The sequence below is a fragment of the Ornithinimicrobium cavernae genome (genome assembly GCF_003121625.1).
Taxonomy (GTDB): domain Bacteria; phylum Actinomycetota; class Actinomycetes; order Actinomycetales; family Dermatophilaceae; genus Ornithinicoccus; species Ornithinicoccus cavernae.
Window position 1 is genome coordinate 102924 of sequence record NZ_QDDJ01000006.1, and the last position, 23721, is coordinate 126644.

Consider the following 23721-nt stretch of genomic DNA (forward strand, 5'->3'; position numbering starts at 1 on the left):
GGTGAGGCGCAGGCATGTGCAGAGCCCAGGCAGGGGCGAGCGCTCAGCGGGGTCTCGTCACGGGCGCGCGTCCGGTGCTGATCTCGCGGGCAGCGTGCCGCGCGCCAGCGACGTCAGCACCTGCAGGGTGGCGGTCTGGTGGCCGAGCGGGGTGCGCACCGCGAGGTCCTGGGAGGCGAGGTCGCTGCCGGGGGTGACCATGCCCCATACGCCGGTCCCCGAGCCGACGTAGTCGCTCCATTTGGACAGCCGCACGTGAGGCACCGTGTCGCCCTCGACCGGAGCCGCGTCGATTGCGAGCAGCAGGTCCATCTGCCGGGTCGCGGCCAGGAAGTCCAGGAACGGCAACCTGTCCCGGACCCGCACCACGTCGCCGGCGCCGGCCTCCAGGACCTGGGCGCTGAGCTCCTCTGACTGACCCGTGAACAGGTGCACCCGCACCCGCCCACGGTCCTCGGGCGCCAGCGACGCGGCCGCGCGCAGCAGGGTCTGCGGGCTCTGCGAGGCGTAGAACCCTCCGAAGTAGCCCACCTGCACCTGCCGCTCACCGCCAGCGCGGCCCGCGAGCGGTGCGTCGCCGAGCACGTCCGGGTCACGGCGGGTGTACCACTCCGGCGGGAGCGTCGCGTGGGGCGTGACGACCGCCTTGGGGGCGAGAGCCGCCCTCACGTGTGGGTCCTCCACGAGGGAGAGGCAGTAGTCGCGCTGGCCGTCGCTGGTGAAGACCACCTCGTCGGCGAGGGTGTAGGCCACCGTCTCCGCCCACTGGTAGACGGTCGCCCCCTCCGGCATCCGCACGCCGCGGCCGGCGAGCAGGGTGGCCAGCTCCTCCGCCAGCGGGCCGCGCGGCTCCGGACCCTCGCGGAGCTCGCCGGTCGCCTTGCGCGACAAGGGGTCCGACATCTCCGCCTGCCAGTGCAGACCGGGCCGCTCGCCCACCACCAGCGCGGCGAGGAGGTGCGAGGCGATGAAATGTGCACGGCTGTAGACCGACGTGTAGGGGGTCCCGCCGGGCTCCTGCGCCCACGCCGCCAGGGTGCGCTGACCGGCCCGGCAGAAGGACAGGACCGACGACCAGCCGGCGAACATCGTGGGGGTGTCGAGCACTGCGCGCCGGCGGACGAGACCACCCACGACGTCCTTGAGGGAGTCGTCACGGCCGCGCAGCGAGTCCATGGCGTTGCTGATGACGTCGACCGGCTCGGCCTGCACGGCGACCCGCTTGGTCGCCGCCACGGCGGAGGTGTCGGCGTAGGGCGCGAAGGCGTAGGCGATCACCAGTCGCTCGGCAGGAGCGCGGTCACGGGGCCCCGACGCCGCGGCGGTGTGCTCGGTCGCGGTCATCCCGGTCATCGTATCGGCGCGCGCGGCCACGGTGCCCGGACGCCGTGGAGTGTTCCCGGAGTGAGCGGGTCCGCGGCGACTATGCTGGCGGACCGTGGGGTCAGGGCGAGGAGGTGGCGGCGTGCCGGGTGCCGGTGCTGCCCGAGGCGATGGCCGACCCGCCTCCCGCTGCATCGTCGTGCTGGCGGGGGACCCTGAGCGGTTGACCGCGCAGGAGTCCGTGGTCACCCGGCTGCGTGAGCTGGGGCAGGAGGTCCGGTGGGCGTATGCCGAGGGGCGGCTCCCGGTGCGGCCGCCCGGCTCGGCGGAGAGCACGACAGAGGCACCTCACCGGTTGCGGGCCACCCACACCAACTCCCTGCCCCACCGGGTCGTCCTGACGGTCGCCCCCCGGGTGGTGGACGCGCACCGTCGCGCCACCCTGGCGGCACGCTTCGACCCGTGGTTCCGGGCGGCCGCCCGGCGTGCGGACGACCTGGTGGTGCTGGACCCGGCGGCGGAGGCGATGCTCACGGTGCTGCGCCGACTGGGCGTCCGGCCCCGGGTCCATGTCGGGGCGCAGGCTCTGCGCGACCTGGTCGACGACGTGCGGGTGGAGAGGCTGCAGGCAACCGTGGCGGCAGCGCACGAGGACCTCGCGCGCGCCACGCCCCGCAAGCAGGTCGAACGGATCGACCCCAAGCCGTTCGCCCGCCTCACCGCCGCCCTCGACGTGCTGCACGGGGCACTGGCGACCCGGGCCGACCTGCCCGACCCCTCGGCGGTGCGGCTCGAGCCGGACTCCCCGCCCCTGCGCCAGCTGCCGGGCACCACGCGGGCCCCCGACCAGGTCCACGAGTTCGTCGACCTGCTCGCGCCCCTGCTCGGTGCGGACGACCCGGTCCTGACCGCCTACCGGGTTCGGGCCGAGCTCGACGGCACCGGACACACCGATGCCGACACCGGGGCCGTCGTCGCGGCCCTGCTCGAGACCGTGGAGCCGCACCTGGTGGCCGACCCGGCCGGCGCCGTCGACCCGGACGACCTGGACGTCGCCGTCCCGCTGGTGTGTCTGGCCCTCGACGTGCTGTTCCACCGGGAGCTGCACTCCGACTCGGTTGAGTCCCCCCTCGTGCGCGACCCGCGCTCACACCTGGCCCCCGTGCTGAGGTCCCGCGCCTGGCAGCTGCTCACCGGTGCCACCCCGCCCCCTGCGGCAGGCGCCGACGACCCGGACGACGACCCAGCCCATCGCGTTCCTCGCCGGGTTCTGGTGCTGCCCGGGCCCTACGGGAGCTTCGTCGAACCCCTCGCGGACGCCCTCCGGGTCTCACCCGCAGCCCGGGTGCGTGTCGTCCAGCGCAGCTGGCTGCGACCCCACCTGCGCACGATGGGCACCAGCCTCCCGGTCGTGCGACAGCGGCTGCGGGTCGGCGCCGGCCTCACGCTCGGCGGCTATCCGGAGCTCACCAGGCTGATCGGGGGCTGGGCCCCGGACGTGCTCGTCATCGACTGGGCGGACAAGACGGCCGTCCTCGCCACGCTGCTGGCCCCTCCGCACACCAGGATCGTGCTGCGCGTGCACGGTGTGGACGTGCTGCGTCCGTGGATCCACCTGCTCGACTGGAGCAGGGTCGAGGCCCTGGTGAGCGTCAGCGCCCCGCTGCTGGACCTGGTGCGCGACGTGGTGGGTGAGCGTGCCCGCGCGACCCCGGCGCACGTCATACCGAACCTGGTCGACCTCGACCGCTTCGGGGCCGTCGCGGCCCGCGAACGCGTGCGTGAGCCGCAGACCCTGTGCCTGGTCGGGTGGGCCCAGCGCGTCAAGGACCCGCTGTGGGCACTTGAGGTGCTGGCCGCGCTGCGCGCCGGAGGTGGTGACTGGCGGCTGCTGCTCGTGGGCGCGGACTTCACGCCGGCCCCGACCGCCAGCGGCGCGGACTACGCCGAGGCGTTCCGACGGCGCGCCATGGCCGATGACGTGCGGGAGCACATCGAGTACACCGGCTTCGTCACCGACCTCCCACCGGTGCTGGCGCGCGCCGGCTTCGTCCTCAGCTCGAGCCTGCGGGAGTCCTGGCCGGTGGGGACCGCAGAGGCCGTCGCCGCGGGAGCGGTGCCGGTGGTGCGGAACTGGCCGATGATGGCCCCCAGGGGAGCGCCGCGTCGGCTGTACCCGGACGAGTGGGTGGTCGACTCCGTCGACGAGGCGGTCGAGCGCATCCGGTCGCTGTCCGAGCCGGAGGCGCGGGACCGCGCCGCGAGCGAGGCCACCTCCCGCCTGCACTCCCTGGCCGACGCGGCCGGGACGCGGGAGCAGCTCCGTGAGCTGGTCCTCGGTGACCTCGGCCGCCTCGCGCACCTGTCGCGGGAGCGTCGCCACGAGGAGGCGCTGGAGCTCGTCCGCGCCGTGATCGCCGATCCGGCGAGCAGCCCGGCGACGTTGCGGCAGGCCTCGATCAGCGCCTCGGTCGCCGGCGAACAGACCCTGCGCCTGGAGGCGCTGCGCCGCTGGGCCGCGGACGATCCCCGCGACGACGTCCTCCAGCTCGTGCGCCAGCAGGAGGGGAGGCTGCTCGAGCTCGACCCCCAGTGGGAGCCGGAGATCGCGCCCCGGAGCCGCCCGGAGGGACCGGTGACGCCGGTGCCCGGGCGGGTGCTGCACGTGCTGAAGATCTCCCTGCCGCACCGGCAGAGCGGCTACGCCCTGCGCTCCTACTACCTGCTGCGGGAGCAGGCGCGGGCCGGGGCGGATCTCAGCGCCGTGACACTGCTGGACTTCCCGCCGCGCGACAACGGTGCCGGCGACGACCCAGCAGGTGAACGCCCCACCGAGGAGTGGGTCGGGGAGGTGCTCCACACCCGGCTGCTGCGCGAGGAGGTCCCGCGCCCGGAGCACCCCGACGAGTTCCTCAGCGCCTTCGCGACCGCCCTCGCCGAGGTGGTCAGGGAGCGCCGGCCCTCGGTCATCCACGCCCACTCCGGCCACCGTGGGTACGACCTGGTCCGCGCGGCCCTCGTGGTCGGCCGGGCGACCGGCGTGCCGGTGGTCTACGAGGTGCGTGGCTTCTTCGAGGCCCTGTGGACCTCCGACCTGGAGCGCGCCGAGCGGGGCGAGATGTACCAGCTGCGCCGGGCGGTCGAGGCGCACTGCATGGCCAGTGCGGACGCCGTGGTCACGCTCAGCCAGTCCATGCGTCAGGACATCCTGGAGCGGCGCCTCCCGGCCCCTGGCGGCAGCGAGGGAGAGGGCGCCCTGGCCGTCGACCCGGAGCGGGTGTTCGTCGTGCCCAACGGGGTCGATGCGCAGGCGATCGTCCCGCGCGAGCGGCGGGAGGACCTCGTCGAGCGGCTCGGGCTGCAGGGGGCGTTCGTCTTCGGCTACGTCAGCAACCTGGACCACCCGCGGGAGGGTCAGGAGCTGCTCGTGGAGGCCGTCGGGATCCTGCGCTCGCAGGGGGTGGCCGCGCGGGCACTCATCGTCGGTGACGGCGCCCGGGCGGACTACCTGCGGCAGCTGGCCGAGGACCGTGGCGTGGCCGACGACGTCGTGTTCACCGGGCAGGTGCCCCACGATCAGGTCGGCGACTACTACGCGCTGCTCGACGTCTTCGTCGTCCCCCGCATCGACGAGCGGGCGGCCCGCCTGGTGACGCCGCTCAAGCCCTACGAGGCCATGGCGATGGGGCTGCCGGTGGTCGTGTCCGACCTGCCCGCGCTCCGGGAGATCATCGGCGACGGTGAGCGGGGCGAGTCCTTCCCGGCCAGTGACGCCGCCGGTCTGGCGCGCACCCTCGCGCGGCTGGCGGGGGACCCGGAGCAGCGCCGTCGGCTGGCCGAGCGCGGACGCGCCTGGGTCGTCCGGGAGCGCACCTGGGCCGCCGCCGCAGCCACCTACGAACAGGTCTACGCCACCGTCCGGAGCAGACGGTCCGTCGACTGAGCCTCAGACCCGGTCCTCCAGGGCGGGGCTCACGCGGTAGCGGCCCCCGGGGAACGCCGCGTCCAGCGCCCTGAGCTGCTCCACGACCGTCGCCGCCCCGAGCTCGGCGAGCCACGCGTGCGGACCCTTGGGGTAGTTCGTGCCCAGCGTCATCGCGGTGTCCACGTCCTCGGCCGAGGCCTCCCCACGGCGGACCAGGTCGACCCCCTCGTTGACCAGCATCGCGATGGTGCGGGCCACCGGGTCGGTCTCGATGGGACCGCCGACGAGCTCGCGAGCCCGCGCCGCGTCCGGGGTGACGTCGACGGTCTGCCCGCTGTCGGCATACCGGAAGTAGCCGTGGCCGGTCTTGCGCCCCAGGCGCCCGGCCTCGACCAGCTCGCGCTGCACGTCCACCGGCTCGTAGCGCGGGTCCCGGTCGGTCTGCAGCCACACGCTCGTCCCGACCGCGAGGTTGACGTCCTGGCCGATGAGGTCGGTCAGCTCGAAGGGACCCATCCGGAAGCCACCGTGCTCGCGCAGCGCCAGGTCCAGCGTGGCGGCATCAGCGACCCCGGCCTCGAGCATCCGCTGTGCCTCGCCATAGAACGGGCGGGCCACCCGGTTGACGATGAAGCCGGGAGTCGAGGTGCACGTCACCGGGGTCTTGCCCCAGCGGCGCATCAGCTCGCTCGCGTCCTCGAGGACCGCCGGCGCGCTCTGCGTGGTGCGCACGACCTCGACCAGCTTCATCAGGGGCGGTGGGTTGAAGAAGTGCAGGCCGATCACGCGCTCCGGGGCCCGGAGGTCGGCGGCGATCGCCCCGACGTCGAGGCTGGAGGTGTTGGTCGCCAGCACGGTGGACTCGTCCTGGTGGGCGGCGAGGGTGCCGAAGATCTCGTGCTTGACGCCGAGCTCCTCCACGACGGCCTCGATCACCAGGCCCACGGGGGGCAGTGCCCTCAGGTCACCGTCGGCCGCCGGTCCGATGACGATCCGCCTGAGTATGCCGTCGCTCTCCTCCGCGCTCAGCCTCCCCTTCTCGACCAGGCGGGTGAGGGTGTTGGCCAGCTTCTCCCGCGCGCGGGCGGCCGCCCCCTCGGCCGCGTCGACGAGGTGGACCTCGTGGCCGGCCGCGGCGGCAACCTGCGCGATGCCGGAGCCCATCGCACCGGCCCCGACGACGGCCACGGTGGTCTGAGCGTCAGTGAGTGGCATGGGCACATCGTGCCATCCGCCATGTCCCCGACCGGTGCGTGGTGGCCCGGTGTTCAGGCCGACCGGGCGTCGACGACCGTGGCTAGCGCATCCTCACGGGGGCGGTCGCGCGTAGCTGCTTCAGCAGCGGGAGGTCGGGGTTGCCGGCATCGCGCGAGCCCGGGGTCTCCAGGACGAACGGGACACCGTCCGTGGCGGGGTGGGCGAAGAGCTCGGCGAAGGCACCCTCGCCGATGTGACCCTGCCCGATCGGTGCGTGCCGGTCCTTGAAGGCACCCCGCACGTCCATCGAGTCGTTGGCGTGGATCAGCCGCAGTCGGTCCGGCCCGCCGATCTCGACGATCCGGTCCACCGTGGCGGTGGCACCACCGGTCTCGTCCAGCGGAGCACCAGCGGCAAAGACGTGACAGGTGTCCAGGCAGATCCCGGCCTTCGGGTGGTGGTCCAGTGCCTCGAGGTAGCCGTGCAGGTCCTCCACCCCGGCGCACAGCGAGCGGCCCAGGCCGGCGGTGGGCTCGAGCAGGAGCCACGGCGCCCGGTCATCCTCGATCGCCTCCAGGATCGGCAGCAGACCCTCGCGGACCTGTCGCATCGCCGTGGCGAACAGCGTCGGATCGCCGCTGGGGTCGACGAACGAGCCGGTGTGCACCACCACTCCCTCCGTGCCGATCTGGGCAGCGCGCGTGAGGTTGTGAGCCACCGTGCGGACCGACTTCTCGTAGGTCGCGGCCGTGGGGCTACCGAGGTTGACCAGGTACGGCGCGTGGACAAAGGCGCGGATGCCGCGCTCGACCAGGGCCTCGCGAAAGGCCTCGTCGTCGGCCGGCTTGCCGGTGCTCAGGGCCCACCCGCGCGGGTTGCCGACGAAGATCTGCAACGTCTCGCAGCCCAGGTCCAGGGCCGTGGTCAGCGCCCCGGCGACCAGTCCCTTGCCGACCGGCACGTGGGTGCCGACCGGGTTGCGACGGGTCGCCTCGGCGTCGGTCGGCACGGGCGTGTGGGGGAGCGGCATGGGCTCGAGGGTACGGCGTGCGCAACCTTGCACCGGCACGCGGTTGTCGTGTATACAAACCTGGGGGTTGGTGAGGATTGTATCCAAACAACAAGGGTGGCAGTGTGACGACCAGACTCCGTCGGGCCCTCGCGGCAACGGTGATCCCCTCGACAGCGCTCGTGCTCGCCGGCTGTGTAGCGCCACAGGAGCTCGGCGACCCGCCGGAGCGGGAGGACGTCCTGTCGGTGGACTTCGGGGACCACACGCCGCAGGACGGTGGCGAGCTGGTGATGGCCCTGTCCTCCGAGCCGGACCGGCTCGATCCGACGACCTCCACGTCGTTGTACACCCGCTACGTCATGCAGACGATGTGCGAGAAGCTCTACGACGTCGACGCCGAGGGGCAGGTGGTGCCTATGCTCGCGTCGGGCATGCCGGAGATCTCCGACGACGGCCTCACCGTGGAGATCCCGCTGCGCACCGACGGCGTGCGGTTCGCCGACGGCACCGCCTTCGACGCCGAGGCGGTCGTGACGACGCTGGACCGCAACGTCAACCACGAGGACTCGATGCGCGCCTCGGAGCTGGGGCCCATCACGGACATCGAAGCCGTCGACGACGACACGGTCCGGGTCACCTTCGAGCGACCCTTCGCGCCGTTCACCGCAGCACTCGCGGACCGTGCCGGCATGATGCTGTCGCCGAAGGCCCTCGAGGAGCTGGGGGACGACTTCGGTGACTCCCCGGTGTGCATCGGCGCCTTCCGGTTCGAGAAGCGCGTCCCGCAGACGTCCATCAGCGTGGTCGCCGACCCCAACTACTACGACCGCGACGGCGTCCACCTGGACCGCATCGAGTACCGGATCATGACCGACGCGAACATCCGGGCCGCCAACATCCGCTCCGGCGACGTCCACATCGCGGACAACATCTCGCCCCAGGACATCGACGCGATCCAGCAGGAGTCCGGCATCGGGACCCTCCAGGTCCCCTCCCTGGGCTACCAGGGCCTGACGATCAACCTCAACCGCCTCCCGGACGGGATGGAGCCCACGCCCCTGTCGCAGCAGGAGGAGATCAGGCGCGCCCTGTCGGTGGCGGTGGACCGGGAGGCGCTGGTCAACACGGTCTTCAACGGGTGGTACCTCCCGGCGTGCTCCGGCATCTCGGACACCTCGCCCTTCGCGAGCGAGGCCAGCCGGTCGTGCCCCGAGTACGACCCCGAGGGGGCCCGGAAGATCCTGGAGGAGGCCGGCGTCGAGGTGCCCTATCCCCTCCACGTCCAGGTGACGAACACCCAGGACTCGCTGCGCTACGCCCAGGCCCTGCAGGCGCAGCTGGCCGAGTCGGGCTTCGCCGTCTCGGTGACGCCGGTCGAGTACACCGCGATCCTCGACACCCAGGACCGCGGCGACTTCGAGGTGATCCAGCTGGGGTGGTCCGGCCGGGTGGACCCCCACGGCAACCTCTACTCCTTCCTCTACACGGGCGGCGGCAACAACTACACGGGCATCGATGACGCCGACCTCAACGAGCGGCTCGACGAGGCCGCCTCCCTCACGGACCCGGCTGAGCGGGCGCAGGCCTACGGCCGGGTGGTGGAACGGGCCCACGAGACCAACTCGATCATCTACCTGTACCGACAGCGGTACCTGACGGCCCACACCGAGGACCTGGCCGGTGTGCAGGTGTACGCCGACGGGGTGGTGCGCCTGTCCCACGCGGGCTTCATCGCCGAGGAGGAGGGCCGATGATCCGGTTCACGGCGGTCAAGATCGGCGAGGCGGCGATCACCTTCGTCCTCGCCTCCATCGTCATCTTCGTCGGGGTGCGGTCCCTCCCCGGCGACCCGGCGCTGGCCATGGCCGGCGAGGAGGCCACCCCGGAGCGGGTGGCCCAGATCCGTGCCGACCTCGGTCTCGACGAACCGATGGTGGTGCAGTACCTCACCTTCCTGCGCAACGTGTTCACCGGTGACCTCGGCGAGTCGACCCGGACGGGGCAGGCGGTCACGGAGATGATCGCGACCACCCTGCCCGTCACGCTCTGGCTCTCGGCCTACGCCCTGGCGGTCGCGGTCATCGCGGGCGTCGCCCTGGGCATGCTGGCCGAGCGCTTCCGGGGCCGGATGCCCGAGGCCCTCTCCAACGTCCTGGCGCTGGTGGGGCTGTCCGTGCCCAACTTCTGGCTCGGACTGCTGGCCATCCTGCTGCTGGCGGTGAGCCTGGGCTGGTTCCCCGCCTCGGGCTATGTCGACGTCCTGTCCGACCCCGTCCGGGGTCTCTACTACCTGACCCTGCCGGCGGTGATCCTGGGCACGAGCCTGGCCGCCGTGATCACGCGGCAGACCCGGGCCTCCATGATCGAGACGATGAACACCGACTACGTCCGCACCGCCCGGGCCAAGGGCCTCTCCCGGCCCCGCATCCTCTTCCGGTACGGCCTGCGCAACTCGCTCATCGTCCTGGTGACGATCATCGGGCTGCAGCTCGGCGGCCTCATCTCCGGTGCGGTCGTCACCGAGCGCATCTTCGCCCTCCCCGGCCTGGGCAAGCTCACCCTCGATGCGGTCTTCGCGCGGGACTACCCGGTCATCCAGGCGGTCGTGCTGGTGATCACCCTCGCCTACATCGTGATCAACCTGGCCGTGGACCTTCTCTACTCTGTGATCAACCCGACCATCCGGACAGGAGTGTCGACGCCGTGAGCACCCCACTCGTGACGACCGAGAGCACCGAGCCGGTCAGGGCGCCCCGGCGGGGTGCGCTCGCCTCGCTGGTGCGGACGCCGCTCGGGCTGCTGGGCACCGTCCTGCTGGTCCTGACCGCGGAGGTGGCGGTGCTCGCGCCCTGGATCGCCCCGCACGGCTTCTCCGAGACCAACTTCGCCTACCCGTTCCAGGTGCCGGGCACGATCGGCTACCCGCTGGGCACCGACGACCTCGGCCGCGACATCCTGTCCCGGCTGCTGTATGGCGTGCGGGCGTCGATGCAGGTCGGTCTCCTTGCCGTCGGGCTGGCGGTGCTCGTGGGCACCCCACTGGGTCTCCTCGCCGGCTACTGGCGGGCCTGGGACCGGATCATCTCGCGGCTGACCGACGTCGCCCTCGCCTTCCCGTTCCTGATCCTGGCGGTCGGCTTCGTCGCGATCGCGGGGGCGAGCCTGACGAGCGCGGCGATGGCCCTGGGCATCGCCCAGATCCCGACGATGGTCCGCGTCGTGCGGGGCGAGACGATCCGGCTGAAGAACGCGGACTTCGTGCGGGCGGCGGTCGCCATGGACGCCTCCGTGCCCCGGATCCTGCTCACGCACATCCTGCCGAACTCGGTCAGCGCGATCATCGTCCAGGCGACCGTGATCATGCCGACGGCCGTGATCGGTGAGTCGATGCTGTCGTTCCTCGGGCTGGGGATCCAGCCGCCCAGCCCCAGCCTGGGCATCATGCTCTCGGACGCCCAGCAGTACATCTACCGTGCCCCGGCGGCCGCGGTGTTCCCCGGCCTGGCGATCCTCGTGATCTGCCTGGCGTTCAACCTGTTCGGTGACGCCCTGCGCGATGCCCTGGACCCCAGCTCGGCCCGGGGGTCCTCGTCCCGGCGTCGCCGCACCGGGGGCCGCAGAAGCACTGCGGTCCGGCAGCCGGCTGACACGTCCCCCGACCCGGCCGCGCGGACCGTCTCCGACGCGGGCAGTGCCCACGACACCGATGGAGAGCCCCGATGACCGCATTCGTCACCCCCGCAGCCTTCACCTCCCGGCCCACCCTCGAGGGGACGTTCGGCATGTCCGCCTCGACCCACTGGCTGGCGACCGCCACCTCCCAGTCGGTGCTCGAGCGGGGTGGCAACGCCTTCGACGCCGCGGTCGCGGGGGCGTTCGTCCTCCATGTCGTGGAGCCGCACCTCAACGGACCTGCCGGGGACATGACCGGCATCTTCGCGACGGCCGAGGACCCCTCCCGCCCCGTGGTGATGATGGGGCAGGGTGCGGCGCCGGCGGGCGCGACCATCGAGCACTACCGTGCCCTGGGGCTCGAGCTGGTGCCCGGCTCCGGCGCGCTCGCCGCCGCGATCCCGGCGGCGGTCGACGCCTGGCTCAAGCTCCTGGAGGAGCACGGCACCTGGGAGCTCGGCGAGGTCCTGGCCTACGCCATCGGCTACGCCGAGGACGGCCACCCGGTGCTCGCCCGCGTCTGCCACCAGATCGCGGCCGTCAAGGACCTCTTCGAGCAGCACTGGCCCACCAGTGCGGAGCGGTGGATGCCGGGCGGGCGGGTCCCCGAGCCCGGCGAGCTGATCCGCAACGCCGAGTACGCCCGGGTGCTGCGCGAGCTGGTCGCCGCGGGCGAGGAGCACGCGACGAGGCAGGAGCGGGTCGCCGCCGCCCGGCACGAGTGGCGCACCGGCCGGGTCGCCCGGCTGGCTGCGGAGTTCGTGCGCACCCCGCACCGGCACTCCGACGGTGGTGACTACGCCGGGGTGATCACCGAGGAGGACTTCGCCGGGTCGTCGGCGCAGTTCGAGGAGGCTGCGACTGTCGACTTCCGCGGCTACACGGTGGCCAAGGCCGGGCTCTGGAGCCAGGGCCCGGTGCTGCTGGAGGCCCTGCGCATCCTCGACGGCTTTCCGGACGAGCGGCTGGACCCGTCGACCGAGCTGGGCGCCCACACGATCCTGGAGACGCTCAAGCTGGCGCTCGCCGACCGCGACACGCACTACGGCGACAACGACACGGCCGTCGCCGACCTGTTGTCCGAGGAGTTCATCGCCGCACGCCGCGCCCTGGTGGGGGAGAGGGCCTCGGCAGAGTTCCGTCCCGGCACCCTGCCGGGCGGTCCGGGCCACCTCCCGCCGCTCGTGACCGACGAGGAGTTCGCGGCCGCCCACGGCAGCGACCCGGCCGCGTCCGGCGGCGGTGAGCCGACCGTCCCGGGCGCCCGGGGTGGCACACAGCCGGGCGGGGCCACCCCCGCGGTCGACCCGGCCGACCCGGGTGCCGACGCGGACGGCTCGGTCCGGGGCGACACCTGTCACATCGACGTCGTCGACCGGTGGGGCAACATGATCAGCGCCACGCCCTCGGGTGGCTGGCTGCAGTCCTCTCCCACGATCCCCGGGCTGGGGTTCTGCCTGGGCACCCGGCTGCAGATGACGTGGCTCGACGAGGCCTCGCGCTCCGCCCTGGAGCCCGGCCGGCGTCCGCGCACGACGCTCACCCCGACCCTCGTCCTCCGGGACGGCGCACCGGTCATCGCGCTCGGCTCGCCCGGCGGGGACCAGCAGGACCAGTGGCAGCTCCTCCTCGTCCTGCGGCTGCTGGTCGGCGGTTACGAGCCGCAGCAGGCGATCGACGCCCCGGCGCTGCACACCACCTCGACCCCCGGGTCCTTCTGGCCACGCACCTGGCAGCCGGGCGGCGCGGTCGTCGAGGACCGGCTGGGTGACGACGTCATCGCCGGGCTCGAGGCGCGCGGCCACCGGGTCACCCGCGCCGGCGACTGGGCGCTGGGCCGCCTGTCGTGCGTCACCAGGGACCCGGGGACGGGCGTGCTCACCGCCGCGGCCAACCCGCGCGGCGCCCAGGGCTATGCGGCGGGGAGGTAGGAGCCATGGCTGATCCGACCGCAGCGGCGACGCCCGTCCTGGAGGTGTCCGGCCTCACGGTCGCCTACGGCGACACGGAGGTCCTGCGCGACGTGTCCTTCACGCTCGCTCCGGGCGAGCGGCTCGGCATCGTCGGCGAGTCCGGCTCCGGGAAGTCCACCGCCGTCAGCGCCGTCCTCGGTCTGCTCGCCGGCGACGGGCACGTCACGGGAGGGTCGATCCGCTTCCGGGGCGAGGAGATCGCCGGGGTGCCGGAGGCCCGCATGCGACAGCTGCGGGGTCGCTCGATCGCGCTCATCCCGCAGGACCCGATGACCAACCTCAACCCGTCGATGCGCGTCGGCGACCAGATCGCCGACGCGCTGCGCGCCTACGGCACACGGGGTCGGGCCGCGGTGAGGGCGCACGTCGTCCGGCTGATGACCGAGGCCGGGATCCCCGAGGCCGAGCGCCGGCGCCGGCAGTTCCCGCACGAGTTCTCCGGTGGGATGCGCCAGCGCGTCCTCATCGCGATGGCCCTGGCGGGTGACCCCGACCTCATCATCGCCGACGAGCCGACCTCCGCGCTCGACGTGACGGTGCAGAAGCAGATCCTGGACCACCTCCAGAAGCTGGTCGACGACCGGGGCATGTCGCTGCTGTTCGTGACGCACGACCTCGGGGTCGCCGCCGACCGCACCGACCAGATCGTGGTGATGCACCGCGGCGCCGTGGCCGAGCAGGGAGGCCCGGCCCAGGTGCTCTTCGACCCGCAGGACGACTACACCAGGGAGCTCATCGCCGCCTCCCCCAAGCTCGTCGTCCCACCCCGGGACGGGGCGGACGACACCGGCGATCCCGTGCTCGAGGTCCGTGACCTCACCCGGGTCTACCCGCTCCGCGGCCGCCGCGAGGAGCTGCGCGCCCTGGACGGCGTGACGTTCACGGCGGCCCGGGGGAGGACGACGGCGATCATCGGGGAGTCCGGTTCCGGCAAGTCCACGACGGCCCGGATCGTGCTCGGCCTGGAGACCGCCACGTCGGGAGAGGTGGTCGTGGACGGCACGTCGACGACCAGCAGCACCCGCGCCGACCTCGCCCGGCTGCGCCGCTTCGCCCAGCCCGTGTTCCAGGACCCCTACTCCTCGCTCAACCCCACGATGTCGGTCGAGCGGATCATCCTCGAGCCGCTCACGATCTTCCGGGTCGGCACGAAGACTCAGCGGCGCGCCCGCGTCGCCGAGCTCCTCGACCAGGTGGCCCTGCCCCGGTCGGTGGCCGACGCCCGGCCGGGCGAGCTGTCGGGCGGGCAGCGTCAGCGGGTGGCGATCGCCCGCGCCATCGCGAGCCGTCCCGAGCTCCTGGTGTGTGACGAGGCGGTGTCCGCGCTCGACGTGCTCGTCCAGGACCAGATCCTCACCCTGCTGCGCTCCCTGCAGGAGGAGCTGGGGCTGTCCTGCCTGTTCATCTCGCACGACCTGGCAGTCGTCGCCGACTTCGCCCACGACGTGGTCGTCATGCGGTCGGGCCGCATCGTGGAGCAGGGACCGGTCGACCGGGTCATCGACCACGCGGAGCACGAGTACACCCAGGCGCTGATCGCCGCCGTGCCCGGGGACCAGCTCACCCGTGTCTGACTCCGCCGCGGTCCGGGTCACCCAGCAGGTCAGGTCCGACATCATCTTCGGCCGGGTCCCGCCCGGCACGCGGCTGACCGAGAAGCTCCTCTCGGAGACCTACCAGGTGTCCCGGGTGCCGGTCCGGGAGTGCCTGCGGGCCCTGGAGGCGGAGGGTCTCGTCGAGGTCAGGCCGTATGCCGGGGCAACAGTCGTGCGACCGCAGCTCGCCGATGCGGACGTCCTGTTCGAGGTCCGACAGACGCTCGAGGCCGAGATGGTGCGGCGTGCGGCACAGCGGTCGGGGGTCCAGAGGTCTGCCGACACCCCGGACCCGGAGTGGTGGCGGCTCCGGCGCGAGATCCGCAGGGTCCTGGAGGAGGGCGACCAGGTGCTCGCCGACGGCCATTCCGACCTGCTGCCGAACTACAACCAGCAGTTCCACTCGCTGCTGGCGGAGATGAGTGAGTCACCGGCCCTGCGCGGGATCCTGCGGCAGGTGTCCGGCAAGATCGAGTGGCTGTTCGTCCACTCCGGCGCCTACCGCGGCAACGAGGCCTGGAACGAGCACAAGGACATCATGGAGGCGGTGGACGCCGGGCGCGCGGAGGCGGCGACGACCCTCATGGTCGCCCACGTGCAGACGTCGAGGGACGGGCTGAACCGGGCGCTGCGGGGGGACCCGACGGCCTGAGGGGCCGGGCCCACGGGGGGCGCCGCCGGACCCTCACGACGTGGCACGGCGCACGACGCGGCGCGGCCCGCGGGCCGGCTACGCGACGTGGCGCGTGCGGTGCCCGATGACCGTCACCGCCCCGATGATCACCGCCGTCAGCAGGACCCCCAGCCACAGGTTGACGGCCAGCGTGAGCGCTCCCACCAGGGCTCCCGCCAGGATGCCCACGATCGCGAGCAGCCGGCGACCCCACAGGTGGCCGTCGCCTCCGGCCAGGCGGGACTCACTGGCCAGCCCCACGATGGTGGACGTGACGACCACGGTGGTCACGTCGGCGACGCCGATCTTCCGTGCGGCAGCGGCCTGCATGCCCATCACCACGGCGAGGACCGTCGTGGTGACGGTCCCCACCGAGTGGTGCTGCGTGGGGTCCTCGACGAGGACGAGGCCGACCAGGCCGAGACAGCCGAGCGTCACTGCGCCGAGCATCAGGGACGTGCGGTTGGTCCACACCCCCTTGGCCGACGACACGAGCACCCGGCCGGCCAGCAGCGCGCCGAGCATGAACCCGGCGAAGGCCAGCAGCGGTCGCAGGACCGGCAGTCCCGAGGTGCCGGACAGACCCATGCCCAGGATCACCACGTTGCCGGTCATGTTGCCCGTGAACACCCTGTCGTACCCCAGGAAGCCGACCGCATCAACGATTCCCGTCGAGAACGTGAGCGCCAGCATGAGCACGAGGTGGATTCTCGCCTTCCCCATGGGCCACATTGTATACAAAGCATGGCAGCGTGACGTCAGGGGGCGCCGGTGCCCGTGAGAGGCGTCGGCGTCCGGCGCTAGGGTTGAGGGCGTGACTGAGACAGCCCCCGGCGCCGCCCTCCTCGAGACCCACGCCGAGGTGCTCGAGGCGGCCACGAACGCCCTGGCCACCCGCGAGTACTACAGCCGCTACCCGGAGTCCCCGTCCCCCCGGGTCTACGGCGAGACCGCCGCACAGGAGGGGCAGGCAGCCTTCGAGCAGGCCCGCAACGCGACCTTCACGCCGCTGGCTGACCAGCCCGGCACGGGGGCGGAGGTCGGCTCCGAGGTCTCGCCCTACGGCCCGCCGCTGGGCGTGCGCTACCCCGAGCTCGACGTGGACGCGGCTGTCGCGGCCGCGCAGGCCGCGCTCCCGGCCTGGCGGGATGCCGGCCCGCGTGTCCGCGCCGCCGTCTGCGTCGAGATCATCGAGCAGATCAACAGACGCAGCCACGAGCTGGCCAACGCGGTGATGCACACCTCGGGGCAGCCGTTCGTGATGTCCTTCCAGGCCGGTGGCCCGCACGCCCAGGACCGGGCGCTGGAGGCGGTGGCTGCAGCCCTCGTCGAGCAGGAGCGCGTCCCCGCGTCCGTCACCTGGGAGAAGCCGACCAAGGGCGAGCCGATCCGGATGCAGAAGGACTACCGCGTGGTGCCGCGGGGCCTGGCCCTGGTCATCGGCTGCAACACCTTCCCGACCTGGAACGCCTATCCCGGCCTGTTCGCCTCGCTCGCGACGGGCAACCCGGTCCTCATCAAGCCGCACCCGCGGGCCGTCCTGCCGCTGGCGATCACGGCATCCATCGCCCGCGACGTGCTGGACCACGCCGGTTTCGACCGGGCGCTGGTCCAGCTGGCCGCCGAGGGCGAGCCGGTCGAGGGGCGCGACGGGCTGGCCAAGACCCTCGCCCTCCACCCCGCGGTGAGGATCATCGACTACACCGGGGGGCCGGGCTTCGGCGGCTGGCTGGAGCGCGAGGCCGGTGGCGCCGGCAAGCTCGTCTACACCGAGAAGGCCGGCCTCAACACGGTCGTGGTGGACTCCACCGACAACCTCGAGGGGCTGCTGGGCAACCTCGCCTTCTCCTTCTCGCTGTACTCCGGCCAGATGTGCACCGCCCCCCAGAACGTCTACGTCCCGGCCGGAGGCGTCAGCACCGACGAGGGCGAGCTCACCTACGCGCAGTTCGCGGAGCGGCTCGCGGGGGCCATCACCGCGTTCAATGCGGACGAGAGCCGGGCCGTCGAGATCCTCGGTGCCACCGTCAACCCCGACGTGCGTGCCCGGGCCACCGACGTGCCCGGCCTGGCCCAACGGCTCGGTGGCGAGCTGCTCCTGGACGCCAGGCCGATCACCCACCCGACCTACCCCGACGCCGTGGTGCGGGTCCCCGCCCTGATCGGGGTCGACGCCGCCAACACACCGGCATACTCCCAGGAGTGCTTCGGTCCCGTCGCCTTCGTGATCCGCACCGAGGACACCGGCGCCTCCCTCAGGCTGCTCCGGCAGACCGTGCAGGAGCACGGCGCGATGACCGCCTCGGTCTACTCGACCGACGAGGAGGTCCTGGAGGCGGCACGCGAGGCCGCAGCCGACGCCGGAGTCGCCCTGTCCGAGAACCTGACCGGGCAGATCTTCGTCAACCAGACGGCGGCCTTCAGCGACTTCCACGGGACGGGCGCCAACCCGGCGGCCAACGCCGCCTACACCGACGCCGCGTTCGTAGCCAACCGGTTCCGCGTCATCACGAGCCGTCGCCATGTCTAGCCTCGGCGCGGGACGGATCGCGCGGGCCGCGGCGCGTCAGGTCGCGCAGGAGCAGCGCCGGCGGCGGGGCGGTGACTGGCGCGCCCGTGACCGCGACACGATGCTCACGCACTGGGCGCGGCAGCAGGCCGTCGCCCGCGGCGTCTTCCGCGCCGCAGCGCTGGCCGAGGCCGTCTCGTGGGGCCTGCTGCTGGTCGGGATGTACCTCAAGTGGATCGCCCAGGTCTCCGAGATCGGGGTGCAGGTCTTCGGCCCCATCCACGGCACCCTGTTCATCGTCTACTGCCTCATCGCGCTCGCCACGAAGAGCGTCTTCGGGTGGAGCTGGCGGATCCTGCTCCTCGCCCTGGTCGCCGCGGTCCCGCCGTTCGCGACGTGGTGGTTCGAGCGGTGGGCCCTGCGCGCCGGTCTGCTCGGTGATCCGGACCCGGTGGCGGAGCAGTCCGGGGGCTGATCCGGGGGTCCCGGGCGCCGTTTCGGGTGGCCGGTCAGGGCCCCTGGTGCCCGTGCGGGTTTGGCCCTACGGTGAGGAGTATCCCCCACAGTGGTCACGGCTCAGTGACCCGGCGAGCGGGTCTCCGGCCGGGGCCGAGAGAGCGAGCCCCAAATGTCAAGCAACCGCGGAGTGGCCTACCTCGAGCCGGGTAAGACCGAAGTCCAGGACATCCCGTACCCCGAGTTCGAGCTGCAGGACGGCCCCGGCGTCAACCCCGACAACGTCGGGCGCAAGGTCCCGCACGGTGCCATCCTCAAGGTGGTCACGACCAACATCTGCGGCTCCGACCAGCACATGGTCCGAGGCCGCACCACGGCCCCCCAGAACCTGATCCTGGGTCACGAGATCACCGGCGAGGTCATCGACACCGGGCCCGGGGTCGAGTTCATCAAGAAGGGCGACATCTGCTCGGTCCCGTTCAACATCGCGTGCGGCCGGTGCCGCAACTGCAAGGAGCGGGCCACGGGCATCTGCCTCAACGTCAACCCGGACCGTCCCGGCAGCGCCTACGGCTACGTCGACATGGGCGGCTGGGTCGGTGGCCAGGCCGAGTACGTCCTGGTGCCCTACGCCGACTGGAACCTCCTGAAGTTCCCCGACCGGGACCAGGCACTGGCCAAGATCATGGACCTGACCATGCTCTCGGACATCTTCCCCACGGGTTTCCACGGCGCGGTGAGCGCCGGGACCGGCGTGGGTTCCACCGTGTATGTCGCGGGTGCCGGCCCCGTCGGCCTGGCAGCGGCCGCCTCGGCCCAGCTGCTCGGCGCGGCGGTCGTCATCGTGGGTGACCTCAACGAGGAGCGGTTGGCGCAGGCGCGCAGCTTCGGCTGCGAGACCGTCGACGTCTCCAAGGGCCCGGTGCCCGACCAGCTCGAGCAGCTGCTCGGCGTGCCCGAGGTGGACTGCGGCGTGGACGCGGTGGGCTTCGAGGCCCGGGGTCACGGTGAGCAGGCTGACTCCGAGCAACCGGCGGCCGTGCTGAACTCCCTGATGGAGATCACCCGTGCCGGCGGTGGGCTGGGCATCCCGGGCCTCTACGTCACGGGTGACCCGGGCGCGGCCACGGACGCCGCCAAGGAGGGCTCGCTGTCGATCCGCCTGGGCCTGGGCTGGGCCAAGTCGCACTACTTCGTCACCGGCCAGTGCCCGGTGATGAAGTACCACCGCGGCCTGATGCAGGCGATCCTGCACGACCGGGTGCAGATCGCCAAGGCGGTCAACGCCACGAAGGTGTCGTTGGACCAGGCCCCGCAGGCCTACCAGGACTTCGACTCCGGGGTGGCCAAGAAGTACGTCATCGACCCGCACGGGATGGTCGCCTGACCGGCCGCCCGGCAACGACGCGCAGGTCCCGCGGCGCAGCGCCCGCGGGACCTGCGCGCGGTGGGGGCGCGACCAGCGCCGTCCTCCGACACCCCACGGCCGCCGCGGCTAGGGTGGCAGGGTGAGCTCCACCCCCACGTCAGACCCCGCGCTGCGAGAGGTCGACCCGGGGGTGGTCGAGCTGACCTGGACCGACGGCACGGTGCCGGAGACCACCGCGCTGCTCCCCCTGCTCGACCGTGCCTTCGCGGACGGTGCCCGACGGGTGGAGGCCCGGGTCCGCGTGGGGGACCGGGACACGAGGGTGGCCCTGCAGCGGGCAGGGCTGCGTCCCGAGGGCACCGCCCGGGGGCGCGGCACCACCGAGGGAGGGCGGCCCGTCGACGTCACCCTGCTCGCGCGGCTGGTCGACGACCCGGAGCCCGGCAGCCGGGATTCCTTCCTCGCCATGCTCAACGCGACCCTGCCCAGGACCCGGGTGATCGCCCAGGGGCTGGTGCGTGACGACCGGGGGCGGGTGCTGCTGTGCGAACTCACCTACAAGTCCGACTGGGACCTGCCCGGGGGTGTCGTCGACCCGCACGAGTCGCCCCGGCACGCGCTGGAGCGTGAGGTGGCCGAGGAGCTCGGCCTCGAGCTGCGCGCCGGCCGGCTGCTGGCGGTGAACTGGCTCCCGCCCTACCGCCAGTGGGACGACGCCGTGCTCTTCGTGTTCGACCTGGGCACCGTCCCGGACCTGCGCGAGCGTGCCCGGCTGGAGACCAGTGAGCTGGCGGGGGTGCACTGGACCGCTCCCGAGGAGCTCGGCACCCACCTGGCTCCGTATGCCGTGCGGCACCTCACGACGGTCCTCACCTCGGACGGGGGCGAGGGCCCGCTCTTCCTGGAGGACGGCCTGCTCGTCACCTAGCCCGACCTGCAGCCGGGCGCCATCGACTGGCGCGGAGGGCCGTCAGACCCTCGGGTCGTCGCGGCGGTCGGTGACGTCACGCTCGATCACGTCGGGACCACGCCGCTCGATCACATCGGGGCCACCGCGACGCTCCTCGACGACCGTGTGCGCGGTCCGGGTCCGCTGGGCGTTCTGGATCAGGCCGAGGATGAGCGCCAGGGCACCACCGCCCATCAGGATCCACCCCACGGTGTTGAGGTTGGTGCCGATGTAGTCGGAGTCCAGGGTGGTGAACGAGAGGATCGCTCCGATGACCAGCAGGGTGATGCCGAGTCCGATGCCCATTGCGTCTCCTTCGGTTGTGGCGCGCCGGGGTGCGCACAGCCTCATCATGACCTGATCGGGGCCCGGCTGCCGCTCGGAGACGCACCCTGCCGTCCGGGCGCGGGTCAGGTCCGCGGGTTCTCACCGCTGGTCCGGTCGATGGCATCGCGGTACCGCCGCTCGGTGACCGACGGTCCCTGACGTTCGACGACCGGTCCCGGGTGGTCGCGGTAGTCCAGGCCTCCTCGCACGACCGGCGGTGCACCGTTGGCCTCCGGCTCCGGGGGCCGTCCGGGCCGGACCTTCTCGACCAGGAGCCACAGCATGGCCACGGCACCGGCGGCGACCAGGCCGACGGTGCCCGCCAGGAACAGCTCCAACCAGAGGCTCATCGGTCCCTCCTCCGCCCGGCCGTCCCCGGAGGCACGTGCCGGTCCCTCTCTGCCGGGTCAGCCCACCGGCAGCCGCTGGGCCAGGAACGCCACGGTCTGGCGCCACGCCGCGCGTGAGGCGTCCTCGTGGAAGAAGGCGGGGTGCGGGTTGTCGAAGGCGTGGCCCGCCCCGTCGTGGAGCTCGAACTGCACGTCGTCGCTGCCGCGGCTGACCCACGCGCGGATCTCCTCGACCTGCTCCATCGGGATGTAGGTGTCGGCGGTGCCGAAGTGGTGCAGGCTGGGCACCGCCACCTCGACACCGGCCTCGACCAGCTGGGGCAGCGCGGAGCCGTAGTAGCTCACCAGCGCCGCCGGCGGGGTCGGTGTCTGCGCGGCCGTGGCGTAGGCGAGTCCACCGCCCAGGCAGAAGCCGACCAGCCCGACCTCACCGACGTGCGGCAGCGTCGCCAGGTGCCGGGTGACCGCGACACCGTCACGGACGGCCGTGTCCCAGTCCAGCTGACCCACCAGCGACATCCCCTGCTGCAGCATGTCGTCGGCCCCCTCCTCGACGCGCTGCTCAGGCAGGCGCCAGTAGAACTCCGGCGCGATCACGGCATACCCCAGCTCTGCCAGGTCCGCGCAGCGGTCGCGGATGTAGCCGCTGACACCGAAGATCTCCTGGAAGACCACGAGGGCGGGCCGCTGCTCGCCGTCGGAGGTGTGGGGGAACCACAGCTGGGCCGGCATCGCCCCGTCGGCCGTGGGGACGGACACCTCGGTCGCCTCGAAGGTCATGTCAGTCCCGCCCGTCGGGGAGGACGGCGTTGAGGATCATCGAGATGATCGTGATGATCAGCGCGCCGAGCACCGCGTCCCACCAGAAGCTCTCGACCCGGAACCCCAGGTCGAACCAGCCGGCGACCCACGAGGTCAGCCAGAGCATGATCGCGTTGAGGATGAAGGTGAACAGCCCGAGGGTGAGCAGCATGATCGGCAGCGACAGCACGAACAGGATCGGTTTGATCACCGCGTTGAGGACGCCGAAGATCAGTCCCACCGCGCCGAGCGTCAGCAGGAAGGCGGTCGTGTCGGAGGTGTCCTCGAACACGATGCCGTCGATGATCCGCGAGGTGATCCACAGCGCCAGGGCGTTGACGAGGACCTTGATGAGGAACGACATGGGCCCATCGTCGCACCAGGTGCGCCCGGGGACCGGAATCTCTGCGCCGGCGTCCCGCCGGGGGAGGGTGGACCGGCACGGGCGGTGTGCCGGGTGCTGGGGACAGTGCACCCCTCGCCACGGTCTAGTCTCGGTCGCATGACCAACGGTGTCCGCCTCCGCAAGACGCTCGAGGGCGTCCCCGCCTACAAGCCGGGCCGGCCGGCCGCCCCGACCGAGGGGCTGACGGCCTACAAGCTCTCCTCGAACGAGAACCCGTACCCGCCGCTGCCCTCCGTGGTCCAGGTCGTGGCCGACGCGGCGGCCAGCATGAACCGCTACCCCGACATGGCGGTCACCCGGCTCACCGAGGCCCTCGCCGAGCGCTGGGACGTCCCGACCACGCACATCGCCACGGGCACCGGCAGCGTGGGGGTGCTCACCCAGCTGATCAACATCACCTGCGAGCCGGGCGACGAGGTGGTCTACGCGTGGCGCTCGTTCGAGGCCTACCCCATCGTCGTCGCGCTGGCGGGGGCGACCTCGGTGCAGGTGCCGGTCACCGACACCGCTGAGCACGACCTGCCCGCGATGGCGGCCGCAGTCACCGACCGCACCCGACTCGTGCTGGTCTGCACCCCGAACAACCCGACCGGTCCGCACGTCACGGACGCGGCCCTGCGCGAGTTCCTGGGCTCGGTGCCCAGCGATGTCCTCGTGGTCGTCGACGAGGCCTACCTGGAGTTCAACACCGCGGAGGACGCGCCGGACGCCCTGGCGATCTACCGCGAGTTCCCGAATGTCGCCGTGCTGCGCACCTTCTCCAAGGCCTACGGCCTCGCCGGGCTGCGCGTCGGCTACTGCATCGCCCACGAGGACGTGGCGACGGCGCTGCGCAAGGCGGCCACGCCGTTCGGGGTCTCCGACCTGGCCGAGCGCGCAGCGGTCGCCAGCCTGGCGGCCTACGACGAGCTGGAGGTGCGGGTCAAGGCCCTCATCGACGAGCGCGAGCGGGTGCTGTCCGGCCTGCGCGAGCAGGGGTGGGCCGTGCCGGACACGCAGGCCAACTTCGTGTGGCTTCCGCTGGGGGAGGACACCGTCGACTTCGCTGCCGCCTGTCAGGAGCAGGGGCTGACCGTGCGCCCGTTCCCCGGCGACGGCGTCCGCTGCACGATCGGCGAGACCGAGGCCAACGACCGGCTCCTCGAGGTGGCGGCGGCGTTCCGCCACCGCTGACCCGAGCCCGC

At 72.5% G+C, this 23721-nt stretch carries 20 protein-coding genes; 12 read left to right on the forward strand and 8 right to left on the reverse strand.

Features of this window, described 5'->3' with window-relative positions; translation table 11 throughout:
- Positions 1–57 precede the first annotated feature (57 nt).
- The gene (locus DA085_RS08090; protein WP_109472456.1) at positions 58–1344 is read right to left on the reverse strand and encodes a glycosyltransferase family protein; all 1287 of its coding nucleotides are present in this window, start codon (positions 1342–1344) and stop codon (positions 58–60) included.
- A gap of 202 nt (positions 1345–1546) precedes the next feature.
- Here DA085_RS08090 and DA085_RS08095 point away from each other — a divergent pair, with 202 nt between their 5' ends.
- Complete coding sequence (locus DA085_RS08095) at positions 1547–5266, forward strand: glycosyltransferase (protein WP_154402136.1); 3720 nt, start codon at positions 1547–1549, stop codon at positions 5264–5266.
- Between the two features lie 3 nt (positions 5267–5269).
- On the opposite strand, the gene DA085_RS08100 is transcribed toward DA085_RS08095, so the two are convergent.
- Together DA085_RS08100 and DA085_RS08105 are read right to left on the reverse strand one after the other, a co-directional pair.
- Complete coding sequence (locus DA085_RS08100) at positions 5270–6463, reverse strand: 3-hydroxyacyl-CoA dehydrogenase NAD-binding domain-containing protein (protein WP_109472458.1); 1194 nt, start codon at positions 6461–6463, stop codon at positions 5270–5272.
- Between the two features lie 82 nt (positions 6464–6545).
- Positions 6546–7475, reverse strand: a complete 930-nt coding sequence (locus DA085_RS08105) for a deoxyribonuclease IV (RefSeq protein ID WP_109472459.1) — start codon at positions 7473–7475, stop codon at positions 6546–6548.
- Between the two features lie 104 nt (positions 7476–7579).
- Between DA085_RS08105 and DA085_RS08110 the strand changes: the two genes are divergently transcribed.
- The 6 genes from DA085_RS08110 to DA085_RS08135 are packed head-to-tail and all read left to right on the forward strand — an operon-like array spanning position 7580 to position 15349.
- Positions 7580–9211 carry an ABC transporter substrate-binding protein gene (locus DA085_RS08110; RefSeq protein ID WP_109472460.1) on the forward strand — a complete coding sequence of 544 codons (1632 nt, stop codon included), beginning with the start codon at positions 7580–7582 and terminating at the stop codon, positions 9209–9211.
- Entirely contained in the window at positions 9208–10164 is a 957-nt protein-coding gene (locus DA085_RS08115) for an ABC transporter permease (protein WP_109472461.1), read from the forward strand. Before DA085_RS08110 ends, DA085_RS08115 begins: the two co-directional genes overlap by 4 nt.
- A complete protein-coding gene (locus DA085_RS08120; RefSeq protein WP_237565382.1) occupies positions 10161–11180 on the forward strand; it encodes an ABC transporter permease in 1020 nt (339 codons plus the stop codon). The genes DA085_RS08115 and DA085_RS08120 overlap by 4 nt, the downstream gene beginning before the upstream one ends.
- The gene (locus DA085_RS08125; protein ID WP_109472462.1) at positions 11177–13060 is read left to right on the forward strand and encodes a gamma-glutamyltransferase family protein; all 1884 of its coding nucleotides are present in this window, start codon (positions 11177–11179) and stop codon (positions 13058–13060) included. Before DA085_RS08120 ends, DA085_RS08125 begins: the two co-directional genes overlap by 4 nt.
- A gap of 5 nt (positions 13061–13065) precedes the next feature.
- Positions 13066–14676, forward strand: coding sequence for a dipeptide ABC transporter ATP-binding protein (locus DA085_RS08130; RefSeq protein WP_109472463.1), 1611 nt, complete (start codon positions 13066–13068; stop codon positions 14674–14676).
- Complete coding sequence (locus tag DA085_RS08135; protein WP_109472464.1) at positions 14669–15349, forward strand: GntR family transcriptional regulator; 681 nt, start codon at positions 14669–14671, stop codon at positions 15347–15349. The genes DA085_RS08130 and DA085_RS08135 overlap by 8 nt, the downstream gene beginning before the upstream one ends.
- 78 nt (positions 15350–15427) lie before the next feature.
- Here DA085_RS08135 and DA085_RS08140 read toward each other — a convergent pair whose 3' ends face one another.
- Complete coding sequence (locus DA085_RS08140) at positions 15428–16093, reverse strand: YoaK family protein (RefSeq protein WP_109472465.1); 666 nt, start codon at positions 16091–16093, stop codon at positions 15428–15430.
- Between the two features lie 91 nt (positions 16094–16184).
- On the opposite strand from DA085_RS08140, the gene paaN reads away from it, so the two are divergent.
- The 4 genes from paaN (at position 16185) to DA085_RS21570 (ending at position 20632) form a co-directional block, all read left to right on the forward strand.
- The gene (gene paaN / locus DA085_RS08145; RefSeq protein ID WP_109472466.1) at positions 16185–17900 is read left to right on the forward strand and encodes a phenylacetic acid degradation protein PaaN; all 1716 of its coding nucleotides are present in this window, start codon (positions 16185–16187) and stop codon (positions 17898–17900) included.
- On the forward strand, positions 17893–18354 hold the full coding sequence (locus DA085_RS08150; RefSeq protein WP_237565383.1) for a DUF3817 domain-containing protein: 462 nt from the start codon (positions 17893–17895) through the stop codon (positions 18352–18354). Before paaN ends, DA085_RS08150 begins: the two co-directional genes overlap by 8 nt.
- Positions 18355–18507: 153 nt before the next feature.
- Complete coding sequence (gene fdhA, locus DA085_RS08155) at positions 18508–19722, forward strand: formaldehyde dehydrogenase, glutathione-independent (protein WP_109472467.1); 1215 nt, start codon at positions 18508–18510, stop codon at positions 19720–19722.
- Between the two features lie 121 nt (positions 19723–19843).
- Positions 19844–20632 (forward strand): NUDIX hydrolase, encoded by a 789-nt coding sequence (locus DA085_RS21570; RefSeq protein ID WP_237565384.1) that lies wholly within the window; start codon positions 19844–19846, stop codon positions 20630–20632.
- Positions 20633–20674: 42 nt separating this feature from the next.
- On the opposite strand, the gene DA085_RS08165 is transcribed toward DA085_RS21570, so the two are convergent.
- The 4 genes from DA085_RS08165 to DA085_RS08180 form a co-directional block, all read right to left on the reverse strand.
- On the reverse strand, positions 20675–20959 hold the full coding sequence (locus tag DA085_RS08165) for a DUF6458 family protein (RefSeq protein WP_109472468.1): 285 nt from the start codon (positions 20957–20959) through the stop codon (positions 20675–20677).
- A gap of 104 nt (positions 20960–21063) precedes the next feature.
- Complete coding sequence (locus tag DA085_RS08170) at positions 21064–21330, reverse strand: hypothetical protein (protein WP_109472469.1); 267 nt, start codon at positions 21328–21330, stop codon at positions 21064–21066.
- A gap of 57 nt (positions 21331–21387) precedes the next feature.
- Positions 21388–22110, reverse strand: coding sequence for a dienelactone hydrolase family protein (locus DA085_RS08175; RefSeq protein ID WP_109472470.1), 723 nt, complete (start codon positions 22108–22110; stop codon positions 21388–21390).
- A gap of 1 nt (position 22111) precedes the next feature.
- Complete coding sequence (locus tag DA085_RS08180) at positions 22112–22495, reverse strand: phage holin family protein (protein ID WP_109472471.1); 384 nt, start codon at positions 22493–22495, stop codon at positions 22112–22114.
- A gap of 138 nt (positions 22496–22633) precedes the next feature.
- Here DA085_RS08180 and hisC point away from each other — a divergent pair, with 138 nt between their 5' ends.
- Positions 22634–23710 (forward strand): histidinol-phosphate transaminase, encoded by a 1077-nt coding sequence (gene hisC / locus DA085_RS08185; protein ID WP_109472472.1) that lies wholly within the window; start codon positions 22634–22636, stop codon positions 23708–23710.
- Positions 23711–23721 lie beyond the last annotated feature (11 nt).

Coding starts and splice junctions, on each gene's coding strand:
- DA085_RS08115 (WP_109472461.1), top strand. CDS start 9,208: ATGATCCGGTTCACGGCGGTCAAGATCGGCGAGGCGGCGATCACCTTC.
- DA085_RS08165 (WP_109472468.1), bottom strand. CDS start 20,959: ATGGGCATCGGACTCGGCATCACCCTGCTGGTCATCGGAGCGATCCTC.
- hisC (WP_109472472.1), top strand. CDS start 22,634: ATGACCAACGGTGTCCGCCTCCGCAAGACGCTCGAGGGCGTCCCCGCC.
- DA085_RS08140 (WP_109472465.1), bottom strand. CDS start 16,093: ATGGGGAAGGCGAGAATCCACCTCGTGCTCATGCTGGCGCTCACGTTC.
- DA085_RS08175 (WP_109472470.1), bottom strand. CDS start 22,110: ATGACCTTCGAGGCGACCGAGGTGTCCGTCCCCACGGCCGACGGGGCG.
- DA085_RS08090 (WP_109472456.1), bottom strand. CDS start 1,344: ATGACCGCGACCGAGCACACCGCCGCGGCGTCGGGGCCCCGTGACCGC.
- DA085_RS08125 (WP_109472462.1), top strand. CDS start 11,177: ATGACCGCATTCGTCACCCCCGCAGCCTTCACCTCCCGGCCCACCCTC.
- DA085_RS08170 (WP_109472469.1), bottom strand. CDS start 21,330: ATGAGCCTCTGGTTGGAGCTGTTCCTGGCGGGCACCGTCGGCCTGGTC.
- DA085_RS08130 (WP_109472463.1), top strand. CDS start 13,066: ATGGCTGATCCGACCGCAGCGGCGACGCCCGTCCTGGAGGTGTCCGGC.
- DA085_RS08105 (WP_109472459.1), bottom strand. CDS start 7,475: ATGCCGCTCCCCCACACGCCCGTGCCGACCGACGCCGAGGCGACCCGT.
- fdhA (WP_109472467.1), top strand. CDS start 18,508: ATGTCAAGCAACCGCGGAGTGGCCTACCTCGAGCCGGGTAAGACCGAA.
- DA085_RS08100 (WP_109472458.1), bottom strand. CDS start 6,463: ATGCCACTCACTGACGCTCAGACCACCGTGGCCGTCGTCGGGGCCGGT.
- DA085_RS08180 (WP_109472471.1), bottom strand. CDS start 22,495: ATGTCGTTCCTCATCAAGGTCCTCGTCAACGCCCTGGCGCTGTGGATC.
- DA085_RS08150 (WP_237565383.1), top strand. CDS start 17,893: ATGTCTAGCCTCGGCGCGGGACGGATCGCGCGGGCCGCGGCGCGTCAG.